The organism is Nocardia sp. JW2 (genome assembly GCF_051843015.1).
Taxonomy (GTDB): Bacteria; Actinomycetota; Actinomycetes; order Mycobacteriales; family Mycobacteriaceae; genus Nocardia; species Nocardia coubleae.
Genome location: NZ_JBPXLK010000028.1, coordinates 1 through 22103, shown reverse-complemented (window position 1 = coordinate 22103; position 22103 = coordinate 1). Strand labels below are relative to the sequence as shown.

Genomic DNA, 22103 nt, shown 5'->3' with positions numbered 1-22103 from the left:
CTCCTCCGTCACGGCGAACCGGGATGTGTCCGGTTCGCCTCCGATGCTATCTGTGACATCGTGTCCACCCACTGGGGCCATCCCCTACCGACCGGTACGCTGTCGCGGTGCTCCAGCTGATCCGCTCCCCCCGACTGCTGCTGACCCTGGCCGGGTTGGCGGCCCTGTTCGTGGTGGCGATGCTGGTTCCCCTTCCCGGCCCACAGCAGGTCAGGGACTGGGCAGGCGGCGTTGGACCGCTGCTTCCCCTGCTGTTCTTCCTCTTCTACTCCCTCGTCGCGGTCGCGCCGGTACCGCGCACCGTACTGACAGTCACCAGTGGGGTGCTGTTCGGTCCGCTGCTCGGGTCGGTCATCGCCCTCGGGGCCACGGGGGTGAGCGCCGGTCTCGCCCTGCTCGGAGTGCGGGCGATCGGCCGGGCGCGAGTCGCCGAGCACCTCACCCATCCGGCGGTGCGGGCGGTCGACCTGCGGCTGGCGCAGCGCGGCTGGCTCGCGGTGGCAGCGCTGCGGCTCATCGCGTTCGCGCCGTTCTCGGTCGTGAACTACTGCTGCGGATTGTCGTCGGTGCGCTTCACCCCGTACCTGCTCGCGACGGTGGTCGGCTCGGCGCCGGGGACCATCGCGACGGTCGTGCTGGCCGACGCGCTGACCGGCGGCACGCACCCGGCCGCGATCGCGGTGTCGCTGGTGTGTCTCGCCTTCGGATTGCTCGGTCTGATCGTCGATGCCCGGATGCCGGTCGTTGCCCCGGAAACCGATGCCCCCTACTCCAGGGGCATGGTGTCGCGCCGGTGATCGATCACAATTGAGAAAGTGATCTTCTTCACATCTGGAAGTTGTGACTAAGCCGTCTTTCAGAATTCTCACAGAGTTATAGACTCCGGATAGCCCAGGGTTCGCCAGCTACATCCGGTGCGGGATCCAGAGCAACACCCGGTGTCGCGTCCCGTCTTCACCGCTTCCATTCACCGCCGTTCTCGGCACGTTCTTCCACCATGAGGTGACCCGGCATGGAATACACCCATCTCTCCGATTTCCGCATCCGATCCGGCGATCTGTCGATCTGGACCCCTGAGCTGATCTCGCCCGACTCCTGGCACGACGACGAACGGCCGCTGGCCAGCGTCCACGCCCAGTACCTCGGTTTCCTCGACCCCGACGACCCGCAGCCCGGCCGTGGCCGCTGGATCGGCACCATCTTCGAGATGGACGCCCCGCTCGACGAGCGAGCCTGGGCACGGACCCTCGAGTTGTGGCACGACCGTCACGAGGGTTTCCGCACCACGGTCGCACCCACCGGTGACGGCGACTACCACCGCATCACCACCGCGCCCGGCACCGTGCGCGTCGCGTCCACCCCGGTCGCCGATCTCACCGACGGTGAACAGATCAACGAATTCCTCTGCGATGTCCTGGAATTGCGGCTCTCGGCACTGGTGTGGCCGCACCTGCTCGTCGCGACGGTCGCCCACGACACCGACGACTTCACCGTGCTGGTAGGCGCCGACCACTCCGTTCTCGACGCCTACTCCCAGGCCGTGCTGATCCTGGAACTGCGCACTCTCTACACCGCCGTCACCACCGGCGGCGAGATCCGCGACTCCTCGACGTTCGGCAGCCCCGCCGATTTCGCCGCCATCGAGCGCGCCGCCGCCGAGGAACTCACCCCCGACTCCCCCGCCGTGGCGGTGTGGCGGGATTTTCTCGGTGCCCCCGGTTCCCCGATGCCCCGTTTCGGCGCGGGCATGGTGGCCGAACTCGACGGTGAGCACGCCCAGCCGAGCGTGTCGCGCACCCTGCTGACCATCGCCGAACTCGAGGAGGTGGAGGCCCGGCTGGATCAGCTCAAGCACCGGCTGTCGGTCACGGTGTTCGCCGCGCTGGCCGTGGCCTGGCGAGAGGTGTTCGGCCAGGACCGGTTCCGCACGGTGATGCCGATCGCCACCCGGCCCGACCTGACCTGGCTCGAGTCGATGGGCTGGTTCGTCAACGTCGTACCCGTCGACATCACCCTGCCCTCGGGCGCCGACATGGCCGCCGCGCTCACCGCCACCCGGGCCTCGCTCAAACGCGCCCATATCTGCAACGACGCCTCGTGGGGTCGCTCGCTGGCCATGGTCGGTGCGATGGAAGGCCCGACCTTCGGCGCGTCGTTCCTCGACATCCGGATGCTGCCCGACTACGAACTCGTCGCCGACCTGCGCGGACGGACCCTGCGCGCGGTGTCGTACTCGACCGAGGAGGTGTACTTCTGGGTGGTGCGCGGCCCCGAGGGCCTCTATGTCTCCACCCGGTATCCGGCGGGTCTGCCCGCCGAGGTGATGGACCGCTACCTCACCGAATTCGCCCGGGCCATGTACGCGGTGACCACGATCGCCGCGCCCGCCGCGGCCGCCCCGGTCGCCGACGTGCCGGCGGCATTGAGCGCGAGCTGACCATGCGTGCGCTGCTGGCCTTCACCGGAAGCAGGGGCGATGCCCAGCCCGGCATCCTGCTCGCCCGCGAGCTCATCGCGCGCGGGCACGCGGTGACGCTCGCGCTGTCGCCCAATCTCGTCGAGTTCGCCACCGGCCACGGCATCGCCGCGGTCGGGTTCGGGTGCGACAGCGCCGAACTGCTGCGCACCCAGCACGCCGACCGGCGCTTCCGTAGCGCCAGTCCGCGTCAGCGGATGCGCGCGGTGCTGGATCTGCAGCGACGCGGTGTCGCCGAGGCGGTGCGTGACCTGCTCGCGCTCGCCCCGGGGCACGACGTGCTCGTCACCGGCATGGCGGGCGAGGAGGCGGCGGAGAAGGCGGCGCGGCACGTCGGATTGCCGTTGGCGGCAGTGCATTTCTTCCCGATCCACCCCAGCCGGTCGGTACCGGTGGTGCCGACCGGCTGGGGGCGGCGGGTGCCCGGTGCGCTCAACCGCCGGATCTGGTCGGGTCTGCGGTGGGCGCGTGACGCCGCCCTGGCCGAGCCGCTGTCCGAGTCCGGGATCGTCGAACATCCGCTGCCCGATCGGGTGTCGGTCCAGGCCTACGACACCGACCTGTTTCCCGGGCTGGCTGCCGAGCTGCCCGAACGGCACCCGGTCACCGGGTTCATCGTGGACAGCGACGGATTCCTCGGCGCCCCAGCCGATCCCGCGCTGGCGGCCTGGCTGGTGGCGGGACCCGCCCCGATCTATGTCGGCTTCGGGTCGATGACCGTCGATGATCCCCCCGCTCTGGTCCATATGCTGCGCACCGTGTGCGCGCGGCGCGGGCGGCGACTGCTGCTCGCGGCGGGCTGGGCCGGGATCGAGCCGGAACTCTCGCCCGAGGTGGCCGTCGTCGAGCAGGTCGACCACGCGACGGTGTTCCCGCGCTGCCTGGCAGCCGTGCACCACGGCGGCGCCGGGACGACCGCTGCGGCTCTGAGAGCCGGTGTGCCGCAGGTCATCTGCGCGATCCAAGCCGATCAGCCGTACTGGGGGACGGCGCTGTCGCGGCTCGGCCTCGCCGCGACGACCCGCGCCGCCGCACTGGACGCCGATCGCCTAGACGCGTTGCTCGACGCGGTCGCCGACCCGCAGGTGGTGGCCCGGGCCGCCGCCTACGCCGTCGGCTTCCGCGACGACGGCCTGGCCCGCGCCGCCGACGAGGTGGAAGCCCTTGTCCCCCTGTCTGTTCCGACACCCCAGTTCGACCACGCCGGGAGGCCGCAGTGAGCACCGACATCGCCGTCCGCACCAGCGGTCTCGGCAAGTCCTACGGCGATTTCACCGCCGTGGGCGCCATCGATCTCAGCATCGCGGCCGGATCGGTGTTCGCCATGCTCGGCCCCAACGGGGCGGGCAAGACCACCACGGTGCGCATGCTGGCCACCCTGATGCGTCCCGATCGCGGCAGCGCCGAAGTGTTCGGCTACGACGTGGTGCGCGATGCCACGGCCGTCCGGTCGATGATCGGGCTCACCGGCCAGTACGCCTCCGTCGACGAAACCCTCACCGCCGCCGAGAATCTGCGCCTGTTCGGCCGGCTGCTCGGATTGTCGCGGCGGGCCGCCGCCGCTCGGGCCGACGAACTGCTCGAGGAGTTCGAGTTGTCAGCGGTGGCGCGGCGTAGCGTCAGCGCGTTCTCCGGTGGGATGCGTCGACGCCTGGATCTGGCGGCCACGCTCATCACCGTGCCGCCGCTGATCTTCCTCGACGAGCCGACCACCGGCCTGGACCCGCACACCCGTGACCGCATGTGGGGCATCGTGCGCGGGCTCGTCGAGCGCGGCGCGACCGTCCTGCTGACCACCCAGTACCTGGAGGAGGCCGACGCGCTGGCCGACCGGATCGCGGTGATCGATCGCGGCAGCCTCGTCGCGGAAGGCACTGCGGCCGAACTGAAGTCGTCCATCGGCGAGCAGGTACTGCGCCTCGACATCCCCGACACCGCCGACCTGCGCCGGGCCGAGGCGCTGATCTGCGAGCTCACCGGCGAGGTGCCCGAGGGATCCTCCACCGGGACGCTCACCGTCGCCCTGCCGGAGGTGGGAACAGGCGCCGACATCGTCGCCGCCTGCCGCGCCGCGGGCATCGAGCTACGGGGATTCGCCGTCGACCGTCCCGACCTCAACGAGGTGTTCCTGTCGTTGACCGGCCACGCGACCTCCGCCGACGCGGCATGACCGCCCTTCGTGAAAGCACCGCAATGACTCTGACCACCGAGAAGACGACCACCCAGGTCGTACGCGCGCCGCGCGTCACCCGGGTGAGCCCGTTCGCCGCGCTGCAGCATTCGCTGATGATGGCGTGGCGTGGGCTGCTGACCTTCCGGCACAGCCCGCAATTGCTCTACGACGCACTGCTGTTGCCGATCGTGGGGCCGGTGCTGTTCGGCAATATCTTCGGCACCGCCATCGCAGGCAGCATGGCGGCGTATCTGCCGATCATGATTCCGGGTGTGCTGGTGCAGATCGTGCTCACCTCCTCGGTGGCCACGGGTGTGCAGCTGTCCGAGGACATCCATTCGGGGGTGTTCGACCGGTTCGTCGCCATGCCGATCGCCCGCTCGGCACCGGTTGCGGGCGCATTGCTGGCGGGCATGGTGCGCTATCTGCTGGCCGCGACGACGGTCGTGGTCGTGGGCTCGGCCATGGGCTACCGGCCCGAGCACACGGCCGGTTTCCTCGCGGGCGCGGTGCTCGTCGTCTTCGCCACCACCGCCATCAGCTGGTTGTTCGCCTTCATCGGCGCGACCATCGCCCGCCCGGCCGCCGTGCAGGGTATGTGCATGCTCGTGCTCACCTTCCTCGGTTTCGCGTCCAACGCGCTGGTGCCCGAGGAGGCGATGCCCACCTGGATGCGCCACGTCTCGGACCTGAACCCGGTGTCCTACCTGGTGTCGGCGGTGCGGACGCTGGCCACCGAGGGCACGATCGGCGCCGACGCCTGGTGGTCACTGGTGGCCTCGGTGATCGTGGTCGCCGTTTTCGCGCCGCTCACCGTGCGCACCCTGCGTTCCCGCTGATCAGGAGATTCCCCCGATGACCGTCACCTCGCCCGTCGTCCCGGTCGCCACCACCGGCCTCAACCGGATCACCGCCGACGACGACCTGTTCTTCAAACTCCACAGCCTCTACCCCAACGCCCTGGTCAACCAGCTGGCCTACCGGTTCGACACCGCCGTCGGCCGGGAGTCGTTGCAGCGCTGGCACGCTCATCTGGCCACGGGTTTCATCGCCCGCCGCGTGCGTACCACCCGTTTCCCGATCGCGCGGGCCCACTGGGAGCCCGCCACCGAGTCGCTGCCGCTGCGATGGTCGGACACCCCGATTCCCGACGACGCCGTGCTCGACTGGTTCCTCGAGCAGGCCGCGGTGGAATTCGACCCGGCCCGGGGACTGGTGTGGCAACTGGCCGGTGCCCCGACCGAATCCGGTGGCACGGTGGTCACCCTCGTCGCCTCCCATGTCGCCTGCGACGGCGGCGGCATGATGCACGCGATCGTCGACTCGCTCGACCGCCTCGGGCGCGGTGAGCAGCCCGACCGCGACGTGAGCGCGGGCAGACTGGTCGGGCCGGTCGCCGGGCCCGGCCGGTTGGCCGCCGACCTCGCCGACGCACGCGCCCAGCTGCGCGCGGTGACACGAGGTGTGCGCGCGGCACGGCGGGCGCGCGGTGTGAGCGAACCGGCCCGCAATCCGCGTCCGGCCCAGCCCCGGCTGCCGCATGCCGACACCTGGCAGGCCGCCGACGCGATCGTACAACTCGACCTGGCCGAGTGGGACGCCGTCGCCGCGGCGCACGGCGGCACAACCAACGGCCTGCTGATCGGCGTCGCCGTCGGTCTGCTCGGTCGCAGTGGCCGCATCGCCGACGGAGCGAAAGTGCGCGTGGACATTCCGCACTCGATGCGGGAGGCCGACGACCCCCGCGCCAACGCGACCACCGGCCTGCCGATCAGCGTCGCCTACCGCGCAGGCGCCCGCACCGACCTGCCCGCGGTGCGCGCGTCGCTCAAGGCCGCCGCCCTCGCCTACCGCGATCCGGCGACGATTCCGCCGATCCAACACCTGCAGCCGGTGCAGATGCTGCTGCCGAAGGTGGTGCTGCACAAGTTCGCCCGCACCGCCAAGGCACCGGAATGCCTGTGCACCAACATGGGTCGCACCGCGCAGAACATCGCGGTGCTCGACGGTCATCGCGCCCGCGACGTGATCATGCGCCCGGTGGTGAATCCCGGCCCGGTGGAGTTGTTCCGCCAGGTGGAGGTCGGCGTGAACCTGGCGTTCTCCTGCGACGACGACACCGTCACCCTGGTGGTCACCGGTGCCGACCCGGACCGTTTCCCGAACCGCGCAGCGCTGCGCGAGCTGCTCACCGCCGAATTCGCCGATTGGTCGTTGACACCCCGCTTCTGGTGAGCCGGAAGGATTCAGGAAGCCTCGTCGACCAGTTCCGCGGCTTCGGGCTTGCTGATACGCAGCGTGAAGCGGAAACCGCAGTCGGATTCGAGCGAGCCGGATTGTCGTCCCGTTCGCACCGCGCTGCGTACCTCGATGCCGACATCGAGGTCCTCGAATCCGGCGTAGAAGTCGCCCGCCATCCAGAACTCGGTGTGCGCGGCGGTGCGGCCGGCCATGACATCGTCTGCGCTGGGACAGAATTCGGCGCGGCGCACGCAGATCGGGCTGCGGCCGTCGGTGCCGGGCGCCAGATAGAGGACAACCGGGCCGTGCATCTCGGTGAGCAGAGCGAGCACGTCACTCGCTTCGCCGGTGGCCTCGATCGCGCGATGACGGTGACTTCCCCAGTGGGCGTGGAGATCTCGGTCGCGGTGTACGGACCCGGCACGGTTACCCATGGTGCGCTCCTTGCATGTCTCGACGGTGTTCGGTGCACACTATCGGTGCGCAAGGTTGGTCCAACGTTGGTACGCCCCGAACCTTGCCGAACGACTGCCCTCATCTCCGGCCGCCCACCCGCGATTTCGCCGATTTCATCAGTCCCTGCCCTTCTCCGGCGACCATTCCGCGCAGCGATATTCGGGCGATGTTCGCGAAACCAAATCGCCTCCGATGTTTTCGGCGCGAGAAACAACTTCCGAAACAGCAGCGGCCATTCCGTCACCCGCACCGACGTGAGGTCCCTCACGCCACACCTGACAGTCCGGGCGCCCCGAATCGGGGGCTTCCACACCGCCCGATCGATAGCTGACAACTTGCCGACAAGCAGCTGCGCCGAGTCCCTGATGTCGAAAGATTGAGGAATATCGGCAGTCTCGGTGCATTTGCTGTGTAACTTCACCATTGCCACCGGCAGATGTCTGGATGGGATCCAGCCCGGCTCGCGCCGCGAGCCAACCCTCCGCGACCGCCGACGCCGCCCCGCGAAACCCGGTTACTTTCCGGTAGTGTCCGCTCGCATCGGCCCCCACCACGGTCACCGGCGACCCTTTTCGACTGTCAGGAGTTTTCGTGTCGCATTCGCGTTTCGAATCCATCGGTGCGTATCTTCCGTCGAATATCGTCTCGACCGAGGAATTACTTTCCCGGCTCGCCACGCCGCCCGCTTTCGACCTCGAAAAGATCACCGGCATCAAGGAGCGCCGGTTCCGCGACACCCGGCCCGACAGCCTCGAGGACTCCTTCACGCTGGCCGTGAACGCGGCCCGCGACTGTCTCGAGCGCTCGCGCTACGGGGCGGGCGAGCTCGAGGTGATCATCTCCTGCTCGATCACCCGCAGCAACGAGGGCACCCGCATGTACATGGAGCCCTCCTTCGCCTCGACCATCGCCAAGGAACTCGGCGCCGAGCGGGCCATCACCTTCGATGTGTCCAATGCCTGCGCGGGCATGCTCACCGGCACCTACCTGCTCGACCGGATGATCCGGGCGGGCGTGGTGCGCAACGGGATGGTGGTCAGCGGGGAGTCCATCACCCCGATCGCCGAGACCGCGGTCAACGAGATCTCCGAGAAGTACGACCTGCAGTTCGCGTCGCTCTCGGTCGGTGACTCCGGATGCGCGGTCGTGCTCGACCAGGCCGTCGACGACGCCGACAAGATCCACTACATCGAATTGCTCACGGCCGCAGAGCATTCCCACCTGTGCCTCGGCATGCCGAGCGACAAGTCCTCGGGTGTGGCGCTCTACACCGACAACCGCAAGATGCACAACGAGGCCAGGTTCCAGCTGTGGCCCGATGCCCAGGGCGAGTTCCTCGCCGCACAGGGCCGTACCTTCGCCGACGAGGAATTCGACTACATCATCCACCACCAGTTCGGCGCCGCGGCCGTGCCTTTCATCAACGCGGTGGCCGCCCGCGAGTTCGGCGCCCCCATCCCGCCGGACCTCAATGTGATCGAGAAGTACGGAAACACCTCGACCACTTCGCATTTCATCGTGCTGCACGATCAGCTCGAACAGGACGGCATCGAGGCAGGCGCGAAGGTTCTCATGGTCCCGGCCGCCTCGGGCGTCGTCGCGGGTTTCCTGTCCACCACCATCTCCTCCCTGAAGGTCTGAGGTTCGTCATGGGCGTGCGTATCCGAGCCACCGGTACCAGTCGGTCGACCGACACCCACAGCATCGTCGAGCACAGCGGGCGCGCGGCCCGTAACTGCCTGGAGCAGGCCGGGATCCGGCCCGACCAGGTCGGTGTGCTGATCAATACCGGCATCTTCCGCGATTCCAACACCGTGGAACCCGCCGTCGCCGCGATGATCCAGAAGGCCGCGGGGATCGGCCTGGACTACGGCAAGAACGACCCGCGCACCTTCTCCTTCGACCTGATGAACGGTGCGACCGGCGTGGTGAACGCGGTGCAGGTCGCGGGCGCGATCCTGGCGACGGGGACCGAGCACGTGCTGATCGTCGCAGGCGACACCCATCCCTCGCTCACCCGTTCGCGCGCGGACGCCGAATTCCCCTATGCCACAGCCGGTGCCGCGTTGCTGCTCGAGTACGTCGAGGGCGCGGAGGGCTTCGGACCCGTGCACACCGTCACCGCACCCGGCACCCCGGCCGGACAGGCCTACGTCGACACCGCGACGATGGGCACCGTCGGGCGCAGCCTCATGACGGTGGAACGCGAACCCGATTTCGAGGACCGGGTGCTGGCGGTGGCGGCCGAGGCCGGTCGCGCGGCGCTGGTCGAGGCGCCGGACGCTCGCGTCGCGCTCATCGCCTCCACCCCGAGCGCGCACTTCCCCAAGCGCCTCGCCGACGCCCTCGGCCTGGACCAGAATGCCGTGCGCACACCGGATCTCACCGACGGCGACCCGCACACCGCCGCGCTGCCCCTGGCCTACGCGCGCGCCACCGAGGATGCCTCTCTCGGTGGGTTCACCCACATCCTGTTCGTCGGTGCCGGTGCCGGTCCGTCGGCCGCGGCCACCCTCTACCGGCTGCCCGAGGAGCACCTCGCGTGACCACCGCGACATACTGGGCCACGATCGACCGCTTCCGCGAATTCGCCCGCACCGAACCCGATCGCCCGGCGGTGATCTACCCCGACGGCACCACCGCCGACGGCATGCCCGACTACCGGCGGGTCACCTACCGCGATCTGGACCGCTGGTCCGACGCCATCGCCGAACACCTGACGAGTTCCGGTGTCGGCAGCGGCACCCGCACCATCGTGCTGGTGCTGCCGAGCCCGGAGCTGTACGCGATCCTGTTCGCGCTGTTGAAGATCGGCGCGGTGCCGGTGGTGATCGACCCGGGCATGGGGGTGCGGCGCATGGTGCACTGTCTGCGCGCGGTCGAGGCCGAGGCGTTCATCGGGATCCCGCAGGCACACGCGCTGCGCGTGCTGTTCCCGCGCAGCTTCCGCCGGGTGCGCACCACCCTGACCGTCGGCCGCCGCTGGTTCTGGGGCGGACCCACCCTGCAATCGTGGGGCCGCGCCCCGGCGGGTCTGCTGCCCGACCGTGCGCCCGCCGCCGAGGACGACCTGCTCATCATCGGTTTCACCACCGGAAGCACCGGCCCGGCCAAGGCGGTCGAACTCACCCACGGCAACCTCGCCGCCATGGTCGAGCAGGTGCACGCCGCGCGCGGACACATGCCGCCGGAGTCCTCGCTGGTCACCCTGCCGCTGGTCGGCGTGCTCGACTTGCTGCTCGGTTCCCGGTGTGTGCTGCCGCCGCTGATTCCCAGCAAGGTCGGTTCCACCGATCCGGCGCATGTGGTCGACGCGATCACCAAGTTCGGGGTGCGCACGATGTTCGCGTCCCCGGCCGTGTTGATCCCGCTGCTCGCCCACCTGCGGGCGCACCCCGTCGAACTCGACTCCCTGGTCAGCATCTTCTCCGGAGGCGCGCCGGTGCCCGCGTGGTGCATCGCCGGGCTGCGCGAGGTCTTGCGCCCCGATGTCGAGATCTTCGCGGGCTACGGTTCCACCGAGGCGCTGCCGATGACGACGATCGAATCGCGGGAATTGCTCGACGGCCTGGTCGAACGGGCCGCGAACGGTGAGGGCACCTGCATCGGACGCCCCACCGACAATGTCGAGGTGCGCCTCGTCGCCGTCACGGACGCCCCGATCGCGAATCTCGCCGACGCCGAACCCGCCGGCCGGATCGGCGAGATCGTCGTCGCCGGACCGAATGTGAGCACTCGCTACTACTGGCCCGCCGAGGCCAATGCGCTGGGCAAGATCGCCGACGGTGATCGGGTCTGGCACCGCACCGGCGACCTGGGCTGGATCGACGAGCAGGGCCGCGTGTGGTTCTGCGGGCGCAAGAGTCAGCGGTTGAGCACCACTGCGGGGCCGATGTTCACCGTGCAGGTCGAGCAGGTGTTCAACGCGGTACGTGGGGTGTCGCGTACGGCGCTGGTCGGTGTCGGACGACCCGGTGCGCACCGGCCGGTGCTGTGTGTAGAACTGGAGCCGGGTGCCGATGCGGTGGCCGTCGACCTGCGCCTGCGCGACCGGGCCGCCGCGTTCGACACCGCCGCACCGATCACCGATTTCCTCATCCACCCCGGTTTCCCGGTCGACATCCGGCACAACGCCAAGATCGGCCGCGAAGAACTCGCCCGTTGGGCAACGAAGAAGCTGAACTCATGAAGATCCTCGTCACCGGCGCGTCCGGATTCCTCGGCGGCGCCATCGTGCGGGCCCTGGTGGCCGACGGTACGCACGACGTATCGATCCTGGTGCGGCGCACCAGCGTGCTCGACGACCTCGGCACCGCCCGCGACGCCGTCACGATCGTCGAAGGCGACCTGACCGACGCCGACTCCCTGCGCCGCGCCGCCGACGGGGTGGACGCGGTGATCCACAGCGCGGCCCGCGTCGACGAACGCGGCACCCGAGCCCAGTTCTGGGTGGAGAACGTGCGCGCCACCGAACTGCTCCTCGACGCCGCCCGCCGCGGCGGTGCGCACCGATTCGTGTTCATCTCCAGTCCCAGTGCCCTGATGGACCGTGACGGCGGCGACCAGATCGACGTCGACGAGTCGCTGCCCTATCCGCGCCGCTACCTCAACCACTATTCCGAGACGAAGGCGACGGCCGAACAGGCTGTGCTCGCCGCGAACACCGCCGAATTCAGCACCGTGGCCTTGCGTCCGCGCGCGATCTGGGGTGCCGGTGACCGGTCAGGCCCGATCGTGCGGTTGCTCGCCCGCACCGCCGACGGTGCCCTGCCCGACCTGTCGTACGGCCGGACGATCGAGGCGTCGCTGTGCCACGTGGACAATATCGTCCACGCCTGCCTGCTCGCGCTGAGCGCCGAGAACATCGGTGGCAAGGCGTATTTCATCGCCGATGCCGAGAAGACCGATGTGTGGGGGTTCCTCGGTGAGGTCGCCGAAGGGCTCGGCCTCCAGCGGCCGACACGCAGGCCGAATCCGCGTGTCCTCGCCGCCGTTGTCGCGGCCATCGAGACGGTGTGGCGGATTCCGGCCGTCGCGCGGCGCTGGTCGCCGCCGCTGTCGCGCTACGCCGTCGCCCTGATGACCCGCACCGCCACCTACGACACCGGCGCGGCCCGTGCGGACCTCGGCTACCGCCCGGTCGTCGACCGTGCCACCGGCCTGTCCACCTTCTCGGCCTGGCTCGACGACCAGGGCGGCATCGAGTCGCTCGCCAGGCACCTGCGGTAAACCCGAGAGGCAATCATGAACGGCGACACCGACTTCCGTCGACCCGTGACGACCACCGAACGCATGTACTTCCCCATGCGCACCCTCGCCCCACCCTTCCTCATGCAGCTCGTCGTGCCGGGTGAGGGCACGATCGACCCGCGGCGCTTGCGCCAGGCGGTTGCTGCGGCGGCGGACGTGACACCGGGCGCGCGGCTGCGCAGGCAGGGCGACATCTGGGTGGACAGCGGCATCGTCCCCGCCGTCCGGGTGGTGGACGACCACGAATTCGGTTATCCCGCACTGGAATCCGATCCGGTACTCACCAGCGATATCGGGCCGACACCGGATGCCACCGTCGAGGTCCTGCTGCTCACCGCGACCACACCGACCCTGGTATTCCGCGTGTTCCACGGCGTGATGGACGGTATGGGCATGGTGCTGTGGGCGACCAATGTGCTGCGCGCGCTGCGTGGCGCCGACCCTGTTCCGCAACCGGACCCGGTGGCCGATCAGCAACTCGTCGACCGGGTCGGTGCCCCGGGCAAGCCGACTCCGATGATTCCGCGCTACCGCAGCGCCGTGGGGCGCGGCAGGCAGCGGCGCGGCACCGCCCGGCACCTGCTGCGGCACCGGCGCGTACAGGCCGCCGGACCCGGTGCGCTGGCTCGCGTCTGCGCCCTGCTGGCCGCCGAGACCCCGGGAACTTCGCGGATCATGATGCCCGTCGACCTGCGCCGTCACGATCCGGCGCTGCGCTCGACCGCCAACCTCGCACTACCGCTGTTCCTCGACATCGCACCGGGCCAGGACTGGACGCAGGTCAAAGACGGCATCAAAGCCGGGCTCGCGCAGCGGCGGGAACTGAATCAGCTGGCCAACACCCGCATCACCCTTGTCCCGGACCCGGTCAATCGGGGGGTGCTGCGGACGACGAACTGGCTCGGCGCGCGGCTGGGCCGCAACCTGGCCTCGGCCACCGTCTCCCACATGGGCCGATTCACCTCCGACGACCTCGCGGTCCCCGGTTTCCGGCCCACCGGCCTGTTCGTGCTCCCCCAGCACAGCGTCGCCATGCCGTTGCTGTTCGGCCTCACCGAATTCGACGGCCACACCGAGCTCACCGTGTCGGCCCGCAACGGTGCCGGGATCGAAGCACGGCTGGAAGCCCTGCTCGACCGGATCGTCGCGATGCTGGAAGCCGAACTACCCGTGGTGGATTCGGCGCGGTGACCACACTCGCCCGCTTCGTCACGGCCCGGCCGCGCACCGTCCTCGCCGTGGTCGTGGTGTTCATCGGGTTGTGCGCCGCATACGGTGCGACGGTGACCGAACGCCTCAGTGCGGGCGGGTTCATCGACGGCGGCAGCGAATCCGCCCTGGTCGACCGCTTCGTCACCGAACAGCTCGGCCCGCAGAGCCCCGATGTGGTCGCGCTCTACACCGCACCCGAGGGACGCACGATCGACGAGATCGGCCCGCAGGTGCGCACCGCTGTCGACCGCATCGACCCGGCGCTACTCGCCCGGCCCGTGGAGAGTTACTGGTCGGCAGTGGTGCCGCGCAAGAACTTCCTGGTCTCCGAGGACCGCAGGCACGCGGTGGCCGTGGTGTACACCGCCGGTGACGACACCGCCCGCATCGCCGCCTATCCCGCTGTCGCCGAGGCGCTGCGGGTGCCCGGTGTCGAAACCCGGCTGTCGGGCTACAGCGCCCTCAATGCCGAGATCATCGACCGGTCCCAGCGTGATCTCGTTGTGGCCGAGTCGATTTCGCTGCCGTTGACACTGCTGGTGCTGGTACTGGTGTTCGGCGGCATCGCGGCCGGCGCATTGCCGGTGGTGGTCGGCATGCTCGCCGTCGGTGGTGCGCTCGGCGCCATCCGGTTGCTGACCGAGGTCACCGAGGTCACCACTTTCGCGGTCAATATCGCGTCCCTACTCGGGCTCGGCATGGCCATCGACTACGGGCTGTTCCTGGTGAACCGGTTCCGCGAGGAATACGGTGCGGGCGGGGATATCGGCGCCGCGGTCGGCCGGACGATGGCCAGTGCCGGTCGCACGGTCGCTGTGTCGGCGGCGCTGCTGATCTGCGCGTTCGCGGGCACCTTCGTCTTCCCGCAAGCCGTGCTCCGCTCACTCGGGATCGGCGCGGTGGCGGCCGTCGCGTTGGCGGCGGGCCTGTCGCTCACGGTGCTGCCGGCATTGCTCGTGCTTTTCGGTGCCCGCATCGGGCGCGCGAAACCGACCACACGCACCGAGCACTTCTGGGGGCGGGTGGTCGACGCGGTGCTGCGCAGGCCGGGAACGGTGACGATCGCCGTAGGCGCGATCCTGCTCGTCCTCGCCGCACCGCTGGCCGGTATCCGGCTCGGCGAGATCGACCACCGCGCCTTGCCCGCCGACAGCCCGATGCGTCACACGGTCGAGGAGCTGACCGCACAATTCCCCGCGGCGGCGAGCGGGGCGACGGTGCTGCTGCGCGGTCTCGACGGCCCACCGCAATCGGCGGCCGTGGCGGGCGCGCTCGACGCGATCGGCGACGTCGCGGGTGTCGACGATGTCGTCCAGGTGGGACGCGACGACGACTTCGTCGTCCTCCACGCCTTCCTCATCCACGCCGACCGCAGTGAAGAGGCCACCGCCGCCGTCCGCGCCATCCGCGAGCTGCCCGTACCGGGCGCCACCACGCTTGAGGTAGGCGGTGACACCGCGGCCACCCTGGACAGTGTGGACGCGACGCTGGATCGGCTGCCGCTGATGATCGCCGTGATGGTGCTGGTCACGATGGTGCTGCTCACCGTGGCGTTCCGCTCGGTGATCCTGCCGCTCAAAGCCGTGGCCATGGCGTTTCTCAGCTTGGCCGCCACTTTCGGGGTGCTCACCTGGATCTTCGTCGGCGGTCACGGTGCGAGCCTGCTCGGCATCAGTCACGGGCCGCTCCCGGCGGGCATGACGGTGCTCATCATCGCGGTGGTCTTCGGGTTGTCCACCGATTACGAGGTGTTCCTGCTGTCACGGATGGCCGAAGCGCACCGCGCGGGCGCGGACACGGCGACGGCGGTGCGCGTCGGGACCGTGCGGACGGCCCGGGTCATCACCGCCGCCGCCGTGTTGCTCGTTCTGGTCACCGGCGCGTTCGCGCTGTCACCGCTCACGCCGATGCGCCTGCTGGGCATCGGCATGATCATCGCCTTGATCCTCGATGCCACCCTGGTGCGCATGCTGCTGGTTCCCGCCCTGGTCCAGCTCATGGGACCGGCGAACTGGTGGTTGCCGCGACTATCGTGGAGGCGTGGGCATCATGGGTGAAATGTTTCCTGGCAAGAAGCTGCAGCACGAGGGCAGCGGTGACAGCGACGGCCAGGGCCGCGAACCCCACCTCGATCTCGACCTCGACGCCGGTGTCGTCCGTCTGACGGCACCCGAGGCCGAGCCGGCCGAGGACTAGCGCGGCGAACCGGCCAGCGTGGTCCCCGCACCGAGGCGTTCGAGCAGTGGATGCGGGTCGCGCGACAACTCGGCGGACACCACTTCCGACCAGTCGTACCGACCGTTCTCGCACACCAACTCGACCAGCGACAACGACGAGACCGTGTCGTCGAGGGTGAAGTCGGCGAACCCGTCGGCGGCGAGCGCGTTCTCGATCTCGCCGACCGGCACCGGTGTCTTCGTGTAGGCCAGCGCCAGGTACGGGAGCAACGGCTCACCGAACTCGGGCACGCGCTCCCGGATCCAGACGTCGGTCAACGCGCGGGTGAGGTCCTCACGCACACGCAGCAACTCCTCGGGCAACGCGATGGGTAATCGCACCCCGTCGGTGGCGACCACCGGCGGGCCGAAGGTGATGGGGAACGGCGCGTGCTCGGCGAGCAGGCTGCGCGAACCCTCGACCAGACGCGCCAGATCGACGCCCTTCACCCCGTCGACGAAGCCCACGCCCTGCACTTCCACCCGCAGACGCGGCGCGTCGACTTGTTCGAGACCGGGTACCCGCGCCACAGTAGGGGCGAAGATCTCCACGAGCTTGTCGGCGACGGGCTGCGTCGGCATCACCTGCCAGTCGTAGAAGGAACGGCCCGGGGTCCACCCCGGCCGCCACCACCAGCGACTCGCCGTCGTCATCGCGCTCATGTCCATGTCTCGCACCTCCGCCTGCGATGCCCTGGCTACCTCTCGGTAAAGAACTACCCCGCCGAGATCATGGACCAACCCGACGAGACCGATCCGTTGCCGGTTCGATTCCGATTACGCTCATAGCGTTCGGCGCTGCCCTCGGAAGCACGACGAACACGCCAACTGATTCAACGCGCTGGCGGAGTTCGACCTCGCCCAGCTGTTCGGTCCCGGAGAGAATTCGCTCTCGGCCTGCGCATAGCTGTCACCTCGGCTTCGGCGGGACGACGTCAACGCCTTCGACCCTTACGATTCCTTGGGCCGGGATGCGGTCCGGCTCGGCGACCGACTCGTCAGTCGCAGCAGCGGAGCGAGTGGGATCGAACCGGTAGCGATAGGTGATCGGGAGAACGATGATGGTCAAGATCGCCCCGACGACAACCAGCATGCCACCACCCGACGCCGCGATGGTGGTGCCCACCAATGCGGCGGTGACCCCGTGGGAAAGATCGCCGAGCCGTTGACCACCAGCGACCGCGACGGTGAACAGCCCCTGGAGTCGGCCGCGGACATCGTCGGTGGCGATCTGCTGAATCATGGTGGAGCGAAAGATCACCGAGATCAGATCACCGACTCCGGCGATCGCCAGGAAGAAGATCGCGAGAATGAGCCCGCCACCGCCGAGCAGAGTACTCAGACCGAATCCGGTGATGCCCGAACCCCAGATGAAGACACCGACAACCACCGCGACACCGTGTCGGCGCACTCTCGGCACCCATCCGGAGAAGACGCCACCGAGCACCGACCCGATCGCCATCGCCGCGAACAACAAGCCGACGATCAACTCACCCTCCCCCGAACCCGCGGCGAAACCCTTCTCGGTCATCTCCGGAAACAGCGCGCGCGGCAGACCCGCGACCATCGCGACCAGGTCGATCACGAACATCGCCATGATCAGGCGGTGGGACGAGACATAGATCAAGCCGTACCAGATCTCACGGACTCCGGACCGGGTCACGTTGCCGCTAGGTGGTAGCGCCGGGAGACGGCGGGCGGCCCATACTGCTACCAGCATCGCGGCAGAATCCAACAGGTAGGCCAGGGCCGAACCGCCGAAGGCGATGATCACCCCGGCGAGCACGCTCCCGACGATCCCGCCGATCTGAACAGCTGTCATCTCGAGGGTATTGGCGGCCGCAATGTGCTGCGCGGGCAGAATTCGCGGGAAGATCGCATTTCGGGTCGCTTGGTTGACTGCGATGGATGCCTGCTGCAATACGAGGATCGCATACAGCAGCCAGATGTTGTTCACATGTATGAATGCCTGGGTGAACAGCAGAGCGGTGGCGAGTATCATCCCGAATGAACTGCCCAACAGCAGTTTTCGGCGGTCGATCGCATCGGCTAGCGCTCCGCCCCACAAGCCGAAGATGATCAGCGGCGCCAGCGTGAACACACCGACCAGGCCCACATAGGCCGAGGATCGCGTGATCGCGTACACCTGCAGGGGCACCGCGATCACCGTCAGCTGCGCACCGGAGATCGACACGACACCGCTGAGCCACAGACGCCGAAACGCCGGAAATGCCAATGGCCTGCGGTCGATCAGTACACTGCTCCGACGATCGGTCGGCTCCGACCCGTCACCGAATTTCACGGCCGTTACATCGCCGCGTGCTCAGTGGTCAACCACCACCGCGCCGCCCGGCGGGTCACGGAACCAGCACCATTTTGTGCCGCACGAGGGCTGACCGACCCCAGGCAGCAGCGACATCTGCCAATGGGACCAGCTCGTAGCCGACGATCAGCACCCCGCGATCGATCCATTCGATCAGCTGCCGGTAAGCACGCACCATCGCTACCGGCCCCTGGTGCACCGGCATGAATCCTGTGACCGAGGCGCCGAGTGATCGCAGCAATTGCGCGGGCAGCGCCACTGTCGCGCCTGCGCGATCGCCTACCTGGACAAGGCGCACACCAGGATTGCCTGCCGCAAGAGCAGCCGGCGCCGGATCACCCCACGTGTAGTCCACGATGACGTCCACGCCGCCCGAAGCTTCACCGATCGCGATGGTGAGCTCCTCGACCGAAAGTCCGTCGGCCGAGATCGCTGCCGAAGCGCCGAGTTCCAGGCCGGCTTCGAGCGCGCTTTCGTCGCGGCCGACCACGGTGACGGTGCCCGCGCCGAGCAGCCGGGCGGCTTGGATCGCGAGCCTGCCGACCACACCACTGCCACCCAGCAGCACGACGTTGTCGCCAGGCTTCAACCCGGTGGTGCCGGTGAGTGGCATCAGTGCCGCCATACCGCTGTTGCCGAGACAGGCCGCGACAGCGAAGTCCACGCTGTCGGGGATGGGGATCGTGAATCCACCGGAGACTACGGTACTTTCGGCCATCGACCCGAAGGGGCTGATCGGCCTGCCGAAGTAGACACGCTGGTTGTCAGCGGTCACCCCGGCCCCTTCGATACCGGCCACGATCGGAAGCGTCGTGGGACTCAGATAGTGCTTGCCGAGGGCGGTCACCCGGTCGATCGAGTTGATCGTGGCCGCACGAACCTCGATCAGCACGCCATCGGGATAGACCCCCGGTGCTGGAGCGGCGATATCTCCGAACTCCGGTGTGCCATAGCTGTGTAACACCGCAGCTTTCATGAGGCCCCCACTTCGAGAATTGAGTGAATTCACGTTCAGTGAACTATGATTCATTACCGTACGCTTCCCGTAGCGCCTGTCAAGGAGTGATCACCATCGATCCCACCGCGTACCGATCGACGCACCGGCAGCGACAAGCCGCCCGGACGGCCACTGATCTCAAGGCCGCGGCGCGGGTCGTCTTCGCCCGTAAGGGCTATCTGAACACCAAGATCACCGATATCACCGCCGAAGCAGGACGTGCCGCGGGCTCGTTCTACAACCACTTCGCGAGCAAGGAGGAGGTTCTGGCCGCGCTCGCGGTCGACATCGGCGAGGCCGCCGATGCGATCGCGAACAACCCGCCGCACCCCTCGATGCGGACCGTGCCAACGATCCGCGAGTCCACCCGCAATCACATCACCGTCTTCTGGCATACCTACGCCGCCAACCGTGACGTCTTCGCGGCGATCGAACAAGCAGCACTGACGAATTCGGCTTTCGCCCAAGAGATGCGGGCCTACCGCACCGAGCAGATTCAACCCTGGATTTCATGGCTCGACGACCTGTCGGCCCGCGGGGCCCGGCTTCCCGCCGACCCCAGCACCACCGCCGCCATGATCGCTGCCACCGCGGAAACAATGATCCAAACCTGGGACGGCGACCTGCAGACCGGAATCGACAACCTGACAGATTTCATCGCGGCCGGACTGGGCATGGGTGCTGGCGAGCACTGATCAGCAAGACGCCGATCCAACGGCCGCCGTTCACGAACCGACTTCACCGACGCCGATTGCGCCATTCGCGTCAACCTCTGACCATCTCGCAGCCGACAGCAGCGAGGACACGACGTTTTGGCAGCACAGCGCTTCCGAGCGCCGGGCGGGGCGAAATCACTCGTGTTTCGCCCTGTATGGCGCGCGATTCACCAGCCCTGGTCGGTCGGTTGCGACAGCGCATCGGTCATCGAGCCCGGGGAGCTTTTCCGAATAGGCCCACAGCTGTGCGGCCAGCTCGAGATCCACTGCCTGCTTTCGGAACGAACGCCATGGGACATGTCGTTCGAAGTAGGCGCCGTTGATCCAGCCGGCTTCCGCTGCCAAGTACACCAGTGGATCGGCACCGCGCTCTGGGCTGAGGAGCAGCTTCCGTACCGGACGTGATCTGACGATCGCGCCCATCTTGTACGGCCCGTTGTCCCAGGCACCGGTGAGCACGGGCCTCGGATTGACTGCTGCGGTTGTCAGACCGGTGCCCGCTGTGCGGCGCGCCAGTTCTCGCGTGAACAGGATATTCGCCATCTTGGTGTCGGCGTATGCGGTGATCTGGTTGAACGGCCCGGTGACCGCGTTCACTCGATCCAGCCGCAATCGCGCGAAGCGGTGGTCCGAACTCGAGGTGTTCACGACCCGCGCCCGGGACATCTCCAACCGTTCACGCAGCAGGTTCGTGAGGAGAAACCCGGCGAGGTGGTTGACCTGGAAGGTCAACTCGTTGCCGTCGACAGTAGCCGTGCGTCCAGGCCAGGATCCACCCGCGTTGTTGAGGAGCGCGTCGATCCTGTCGTAACGGTCGAGCAATCTCGTGGCGAGCATGCGGACATCGTCCAAGCGGGTGAAGTCGGCCGTGAACGCCGTGCCTCCGATGCGCGCCGCCACCGCGGAAGTCCGCTCCGGTGAGCGGCCGACAACTGCGACCTCGGCACCGCGCGTGGCCAGTTTCGCGGCGGCCGCGGAGCCGATACCCGCGCTCGCCCCTGTCACCACGATGGTCTTCCCGGTCAGATCCGATCCCTGCATGTACCCCTCCGGATGCGCACAACCAATCACTTTGCCGCACAATATATTTCATTTGTCAGTGCCTGTCGCGGTGAAACGGTCCGCAAACAGTGCCGCGAGCAGGTCGGACACGATGTGAGATGTCGCACAGGTAAGGCTCCACTTACTTCTGGCACACTTCCGTTGTGCTCTTCTTCGATGGACCATCCGGGCTGGTGCACTACCGGCGCTGGCGGACAGCGCGATCACGGATGGCCGTGGTGCTTCTCCACGGACTCGGGCAGCAGAGCGCGGACTATCACCGGTTCGCCAGGTTCCTGAACCGGCACCACATCGATGTCTGGGGCATCGACCACATGGGCCACGGATTGAGCGAGGGCGAGTTCGACGGGGTCCCCCCGGTCGACGAATTGGCTACTGCGACAGTGCAGTTGATGGCTCTTGCCCGATCGGCAGACTCGTCCGGCTCGCTGGCACTGGTCGGACATTCCCTCGGTGCGGGAACGGCGCTCATCGCCATGCAGTCCGGCTCCGCCGAGGTGCGGCATGTTTCGCGGGTAGTCCTCACCGGAACCCCGGAACAGGCACAGACCCTCGCCATTCCGGCACCGAAAGTTCCCACACTCGTCCTACATGGGCGTGAGGATCGGCGGGCCAAGATCGACCCGATCAGGACATGGTGCGCGAATCGGCCGACGGTCACCCTGCGGGAGGTGCCCGATGCGGGGCACGATCTGCTACACGAACCGGCCCACCGGACTGTCAGCGAAACAATCGTGGACTTCCTCGCCCAGGAAATGGATCCGTTCACGTCGGCGCAGCAGATCTCGGCCGGGTCATCCTCGGTGCCACGACGGTTCGAGCATCGACGACGGCGCGGCTGCCATCCGGGATGTCACGTCAGCAGCCGATAGGTGACGTTCGACTGCTTCGTCGGCCCGCGTCGGCGGCGACGCAGGCACGCCGAAAACCCTGGATGTTCGGCGACCACCCCATCGCGCCGCCCTTGACATGCGTGGTTGG

20 protein-coding genes are annotated in these 22103 nt (G+C 68.2%); 15 read left to right on the top strand and 5 right to left on the bottom strand.

What is annotated here, in order from left to right:
• The first annotated feature begins 107 nt into the window (after positions 1-107).
• The 6 genes from ACSVDM_RS26945 to ACSVDM_RS26920 all read left to right on the top strand — a co-directional run bounded on the left by ACSVDM_RS26945 (position 108) and on the right by ACSVDM_RS26920 (position 6884).
• Entirely contained in the window at positions 108-797 is a 690-nt protein-coding gene (locus ACSVDM_RS26945) for a TVP38/TMEM64 family protein (RefSeq protein WP_357396445.1), read from the top strand.
• Positions 798-1012: 215 nt separating this feature from the next.
• A complete protein-coding gene (locus ACSVDM_RS26940) occupies positions 1013-2437 on the top strand; it encodes a condensation domain-containing protein (RefSeq protein WP_439268613.1) in 1425 nt (474 codons plus the stop codon).
• Positions 2438-2439: 2 nt separating this feature from the next.
• Entirely contained in the window at positions 2440-3696 is a 1257-nt protein-coding gene (locus ACSVDM_RS26935) for a glycosyltransferase (protein WP_439268612.1), read from the top strand.
• A complete protein-coding gene (locus tag ACSVDM_RS26930) occupies positions 3693-4646 on the top strand; it encodes an ATP-binding cassette domain-containing protein (RefSeq protein WP_439268611.1) in 954 nt (317 codons plus the stop codon). The genes ACSVDM_RS26935 and ACSVDM_RS26930 overlap by 4 nt, the downstream gene beginning before the upstream one ends.
• A gap of 23 nt (positions 4647-4669) precedes the next feature.
• Entirely contained in the window at positions 4670-5488 is an 819-nt protein-coding gene (locus ACSVDM_RS26925; protein ID WP_439268610.1) for an ABC transporter permease, read from the top strand.
• Between the two features lie 16 nt (positions 5489-5504).
• Positions 5505-6884, top strand: a complete 1380-nt coding sequence (locus tag ACSVDM_RS26920) for a hypothetical protein (protein ID WP_439268609.1) — start codon at positions 5505-5507, stop codon at positions 6882-6884.
• Positions 6885-6895: 11 nt separating this feature from the next.
• Here the strand turns inward: ACSVDM_RS26920 and ACSVDM_RS26915 are convergent, their stop codons facing one another.
• Positions 6896-7324, bottom strand: coding sequence for a DUF779 domain-containing protein (locus ACSVDM_RS26915; RefSeq protein WP_378671337.1), 429 nt, complete (start codon positions 7322-7324; stop codon positions 6896-6898).
• A 613-nt stretch (positions 7325-7937) separates the two neighbouring features.
• Between ACSVDM_RS26915 and ACSVDM_RS26910 the strand changes: the two genes are divergently transcribed.
• Genes ACSVDM_RS26910 through ACSVDM_RS26880 form a run of 7 tightly spaced genes read left to right on the top strand, consistent with a single transcriptional unit; the run spans position 7938 to position 16004 of the window.
• A complete protein-coding gene (locus ACSVDM_RS26910) occupies positions 7938-8987 on the top strand; it encodes a 3-oxoacyl-ACP synthase III family protein (protein WP_067638808.1) in 1050 nt (349 codons plus the stop codon).
• Between the two features lie 8 nt (positions 8988-8995).
• On the top strand, positions 8996-9892 hold the full coding sequence (locus tag ACSVDM_RS26905) for a hypothetical protein (protein ID WP_439268608.1): 897 nt from the start codon (positions 8996-8998) through the stop codon (positions 9890-9892).
• A complete protein-coding gene (locus tag ACSVDM_RS26900; protein WP_439268607.1) occupies positions 9889-11535 on the top strand; it encodes a fatty acid CoA ligase family protein in 1647 nt (548 codons plus the stop codon). Before ACSVDM_RS26905 ends, ACSVDM_RS26900 begins: the two co-directional genes overlap by 4 nt.
• Positions 11532-12575 (top strand): NAD-dependent epimerase/dehydratase family protein, encoded by a 1044-nt coding sequence (locus ACSVDM_RS26895; RefSeq protein ID WP_439268606.1) that lies wholly within the window; start codon positions 11532-11534, stop codon positions 12573-12575. The genes ACSVDM_RS26900 and ACSVDM_RS26895 overlap by 4 nt, the downstream gene beginning before the upstream one ends.
• Positions 12576-12590: 15 nt before the next feature.
• Positions 12591-13787 (top strand): peptide synthetase, encoded by a 1197-nt coding sequence (locus tag ACSVDM_RS26890; protein ID WP_439268605.1) that lies wholly within the window; start codon positions 12591-12593, stop codon positions 13785-13787.
• Positions 13784-15865 carry an MMPL family transporter gene (locus ACSVDM_RS26885; protein WP_439268604.1) on the top strand — a complete coding sequence of 694 codons (2082 nt, stop codon included), beginning with the start codon at positions 13784-13786 and terminating at the stop codon, positions 15863-15865. The genes ACSVDM_RS26890 and ACSVDM_RS26885 overlap by 4 nt, the downstream gene beginning before the upstream one ends.
• Complete coding sequence (locus ACSVDM_RS26880) at positions 15858-16004, top strand: hypothetical protein (RefSeq protein WP_439268603.1); 147 nt, start codon at positions 15858-15860, stop codon at positions 16002-16004. Before ACSVDM_RS26885 ends, ACSVDM_RS26880 begins: the two co-directional genes overlap by 8 nt.
• On the opposite strand, the gene ACSVDM_RS26875 is transcribed toward ACSVDM_RS26880, so the two are convergent.
• The 3 genes from ACSVDM_RS26875 to ACSVDM_RS26865 form a co-directional block, all read right to left on the bottom strand.
• Positions 16001-16693, bottom strand: coding sequence for a hypothetical protein (locus ACSVDM_RS26875; protein ID WP_439268602.1), 693 nt, complete (start codon positions 16691-16693; stop codon positions 16001-16003). The two genes, ACSVDM_RS26880 and ACSVDM_RS26875, sit on opposite strands and share 4 nt — an antisense overlap.
• 241 nt (positions 16694-16934) lie before the next feature.
• The gene (locus tag ACSVDM_RS26870; protein WP_439268601.1) at positions 16935-18326 is read right to left on the bottom strand and encodes an MFS transporter; all 1392 of its coding nucleotides are present in this window, start codon (positions 18324-18326) and stop codon (positions 16935-16937) included.
• A gap of 55 nt (positions 18327-18381) precedes the next feature.
• Entirely contained in the window at positions 18382-19323 is a 942-nt protein-coding gene (locus tag ACSVDM_RS26865) for a quinone oxidoreductase family protein (protein ID WP_439268600.1), read from the bottom strand.
• Between the two features lie 86 nt (positions 19324-19409).
• Between ACSVDM_RS26865 and ACSVDM_RS26860 the strand changes: the two genes are divergently transcribed.
• Positions 19410-20039: a TetR/AcrR family transcriptional regulator gene (locus ACSVDM_RS26860; RefSeq protein WP_439268599.1), complete on the top strand. Its 630-nt coding sequence runs from the start codon at positions 19410-19412 to the stop codon at positions 20037-20039.
• 156 nt (positions 20040-20195) lie between these two features.
• On the opposite strand, the gene ACSVDM_RS26855 is transcribed toward ACSVDM_RS26860, so the two are convergent.
• Entirely contained in the window at positions 20196-21101 is a 906-nt protein-coding gene (locus tag ACSVDM_RS26855; RefSeq protein WP_439268598.1) for an SDR family NAD(P)-dependent oxidoreductase, read from the bottom strand.
• A gap of 164 nt (positions 21102-21265) precedes the next feature.
• On the opposite strand from ACSVDM_RS26855, the gene ACSVDM_RS26850 reads away from it, so the two are divergent.
• Positions 21266-21994, top strand: a complete 729-nt coding sequence (locus ACSVDM_RS26850) for an alpha/beta hydrolase (RefSeq protein ID WP_439268597.1) — start codon at positions 21266-21268, stop codon at positions 21992-21994.
• Positions 21995-22103 lie beyond the last annotated feature (109 nt).

What these genes read in the sequence shown, in the direction of transcription:
- ACSVDM_RS26925 (WP_439268610.1), top strand. Translation starts at nt 4,670, where the DNA reads ATGACTCTGACCACCGAGAAGACGACCACCCAGGTCGTACGCGCGCCG.
- ACSVDM_RS26905 (WP_439268608.1), top strand. Translation starts at nt 8,996, where the DNA reads ATGGGCGTGCGTATCCGAGCCACCGGTACCAGTCGGTCGACCGACACC.
- ACSVDM_RS26920 (WP_439268609.1), top strand. Translation starts at nt 5,505, where the DNA reads ATGACCGTCACCTCGCCCGTCGTCCCGGTCGCCACCACCGGCCTCAAC.
- ACSVDM_RS26895 (WP_439268606.1), top strand. Translation starts at nt 11,532, where the DNA reads ATGAAGATCCTCGTCACCGGCGCGTCCGGATTCCTCGGCGGCGCCATC.
- ACSVDM_RS26890 (WP_439268605.1), top strand. Translation starts at nt 12,591, where the DNA reads ATGAACGGCGACACCGACTTCCGTCGACCCGTGACGACCACCGAACGC.
- ACSVDM_RS26855 (WP_439268598.1), bottom strand. Translation starts at nt 21,101, where the DNA reads ATGCAGGGATCGGATCTGACCGGGAAGACCATCGTGGTGACAGGGGCG.
- ACSVDM_RS26875 (WP_439268602.1), bottom strand. Translation starts at nt 16,693, where the DNA reads ATGGACATGAGCGCGATGACGACGGCGAGTCGCTGGTGGTGGCGGCCG.
- ACSVDM_RS26915 (WP_378671337.1), bottom strand. Translation starts at nt 7,324, where the DNA reads ATGGGTAACCGTGCCGGGTCCGTACACCGCGACCGAGATCTCCACGCC.
- ACSVDM_RS26865 (WP_439268600.1), bottom strand. Translation starts at nt 19,323, where the DNA reads ATGAAAGCTGCGGTGTTACACAGCTATGGCACACCGGAGTTCGGAGAT.
- ACSVDM_RS26935 (WP_439268612.1), top strand. Translation starts at nt 2,440, where the DNA reads ATGCGTGCGCTGCTGGCCTTCACCGGAAGCAGGGGCGATGCCCAGCCC.
- ACSVDM_RS26940 (WP_439268613.1), top strand. Translation starts at nt 1,013, where the DNA reads ATGGAATACACCCATCTCTCCGATTTCCGCATCCGATCCGGCGATCTG.
- ACSVDM_RS26880 (WP_439268603.1), top strand. Translation starts at nt 15,858, where the DNA reads ATGGGTGAAATGTTTCCTGGCAAGAAGCTGCAGCACGAGGGCAGCGGT.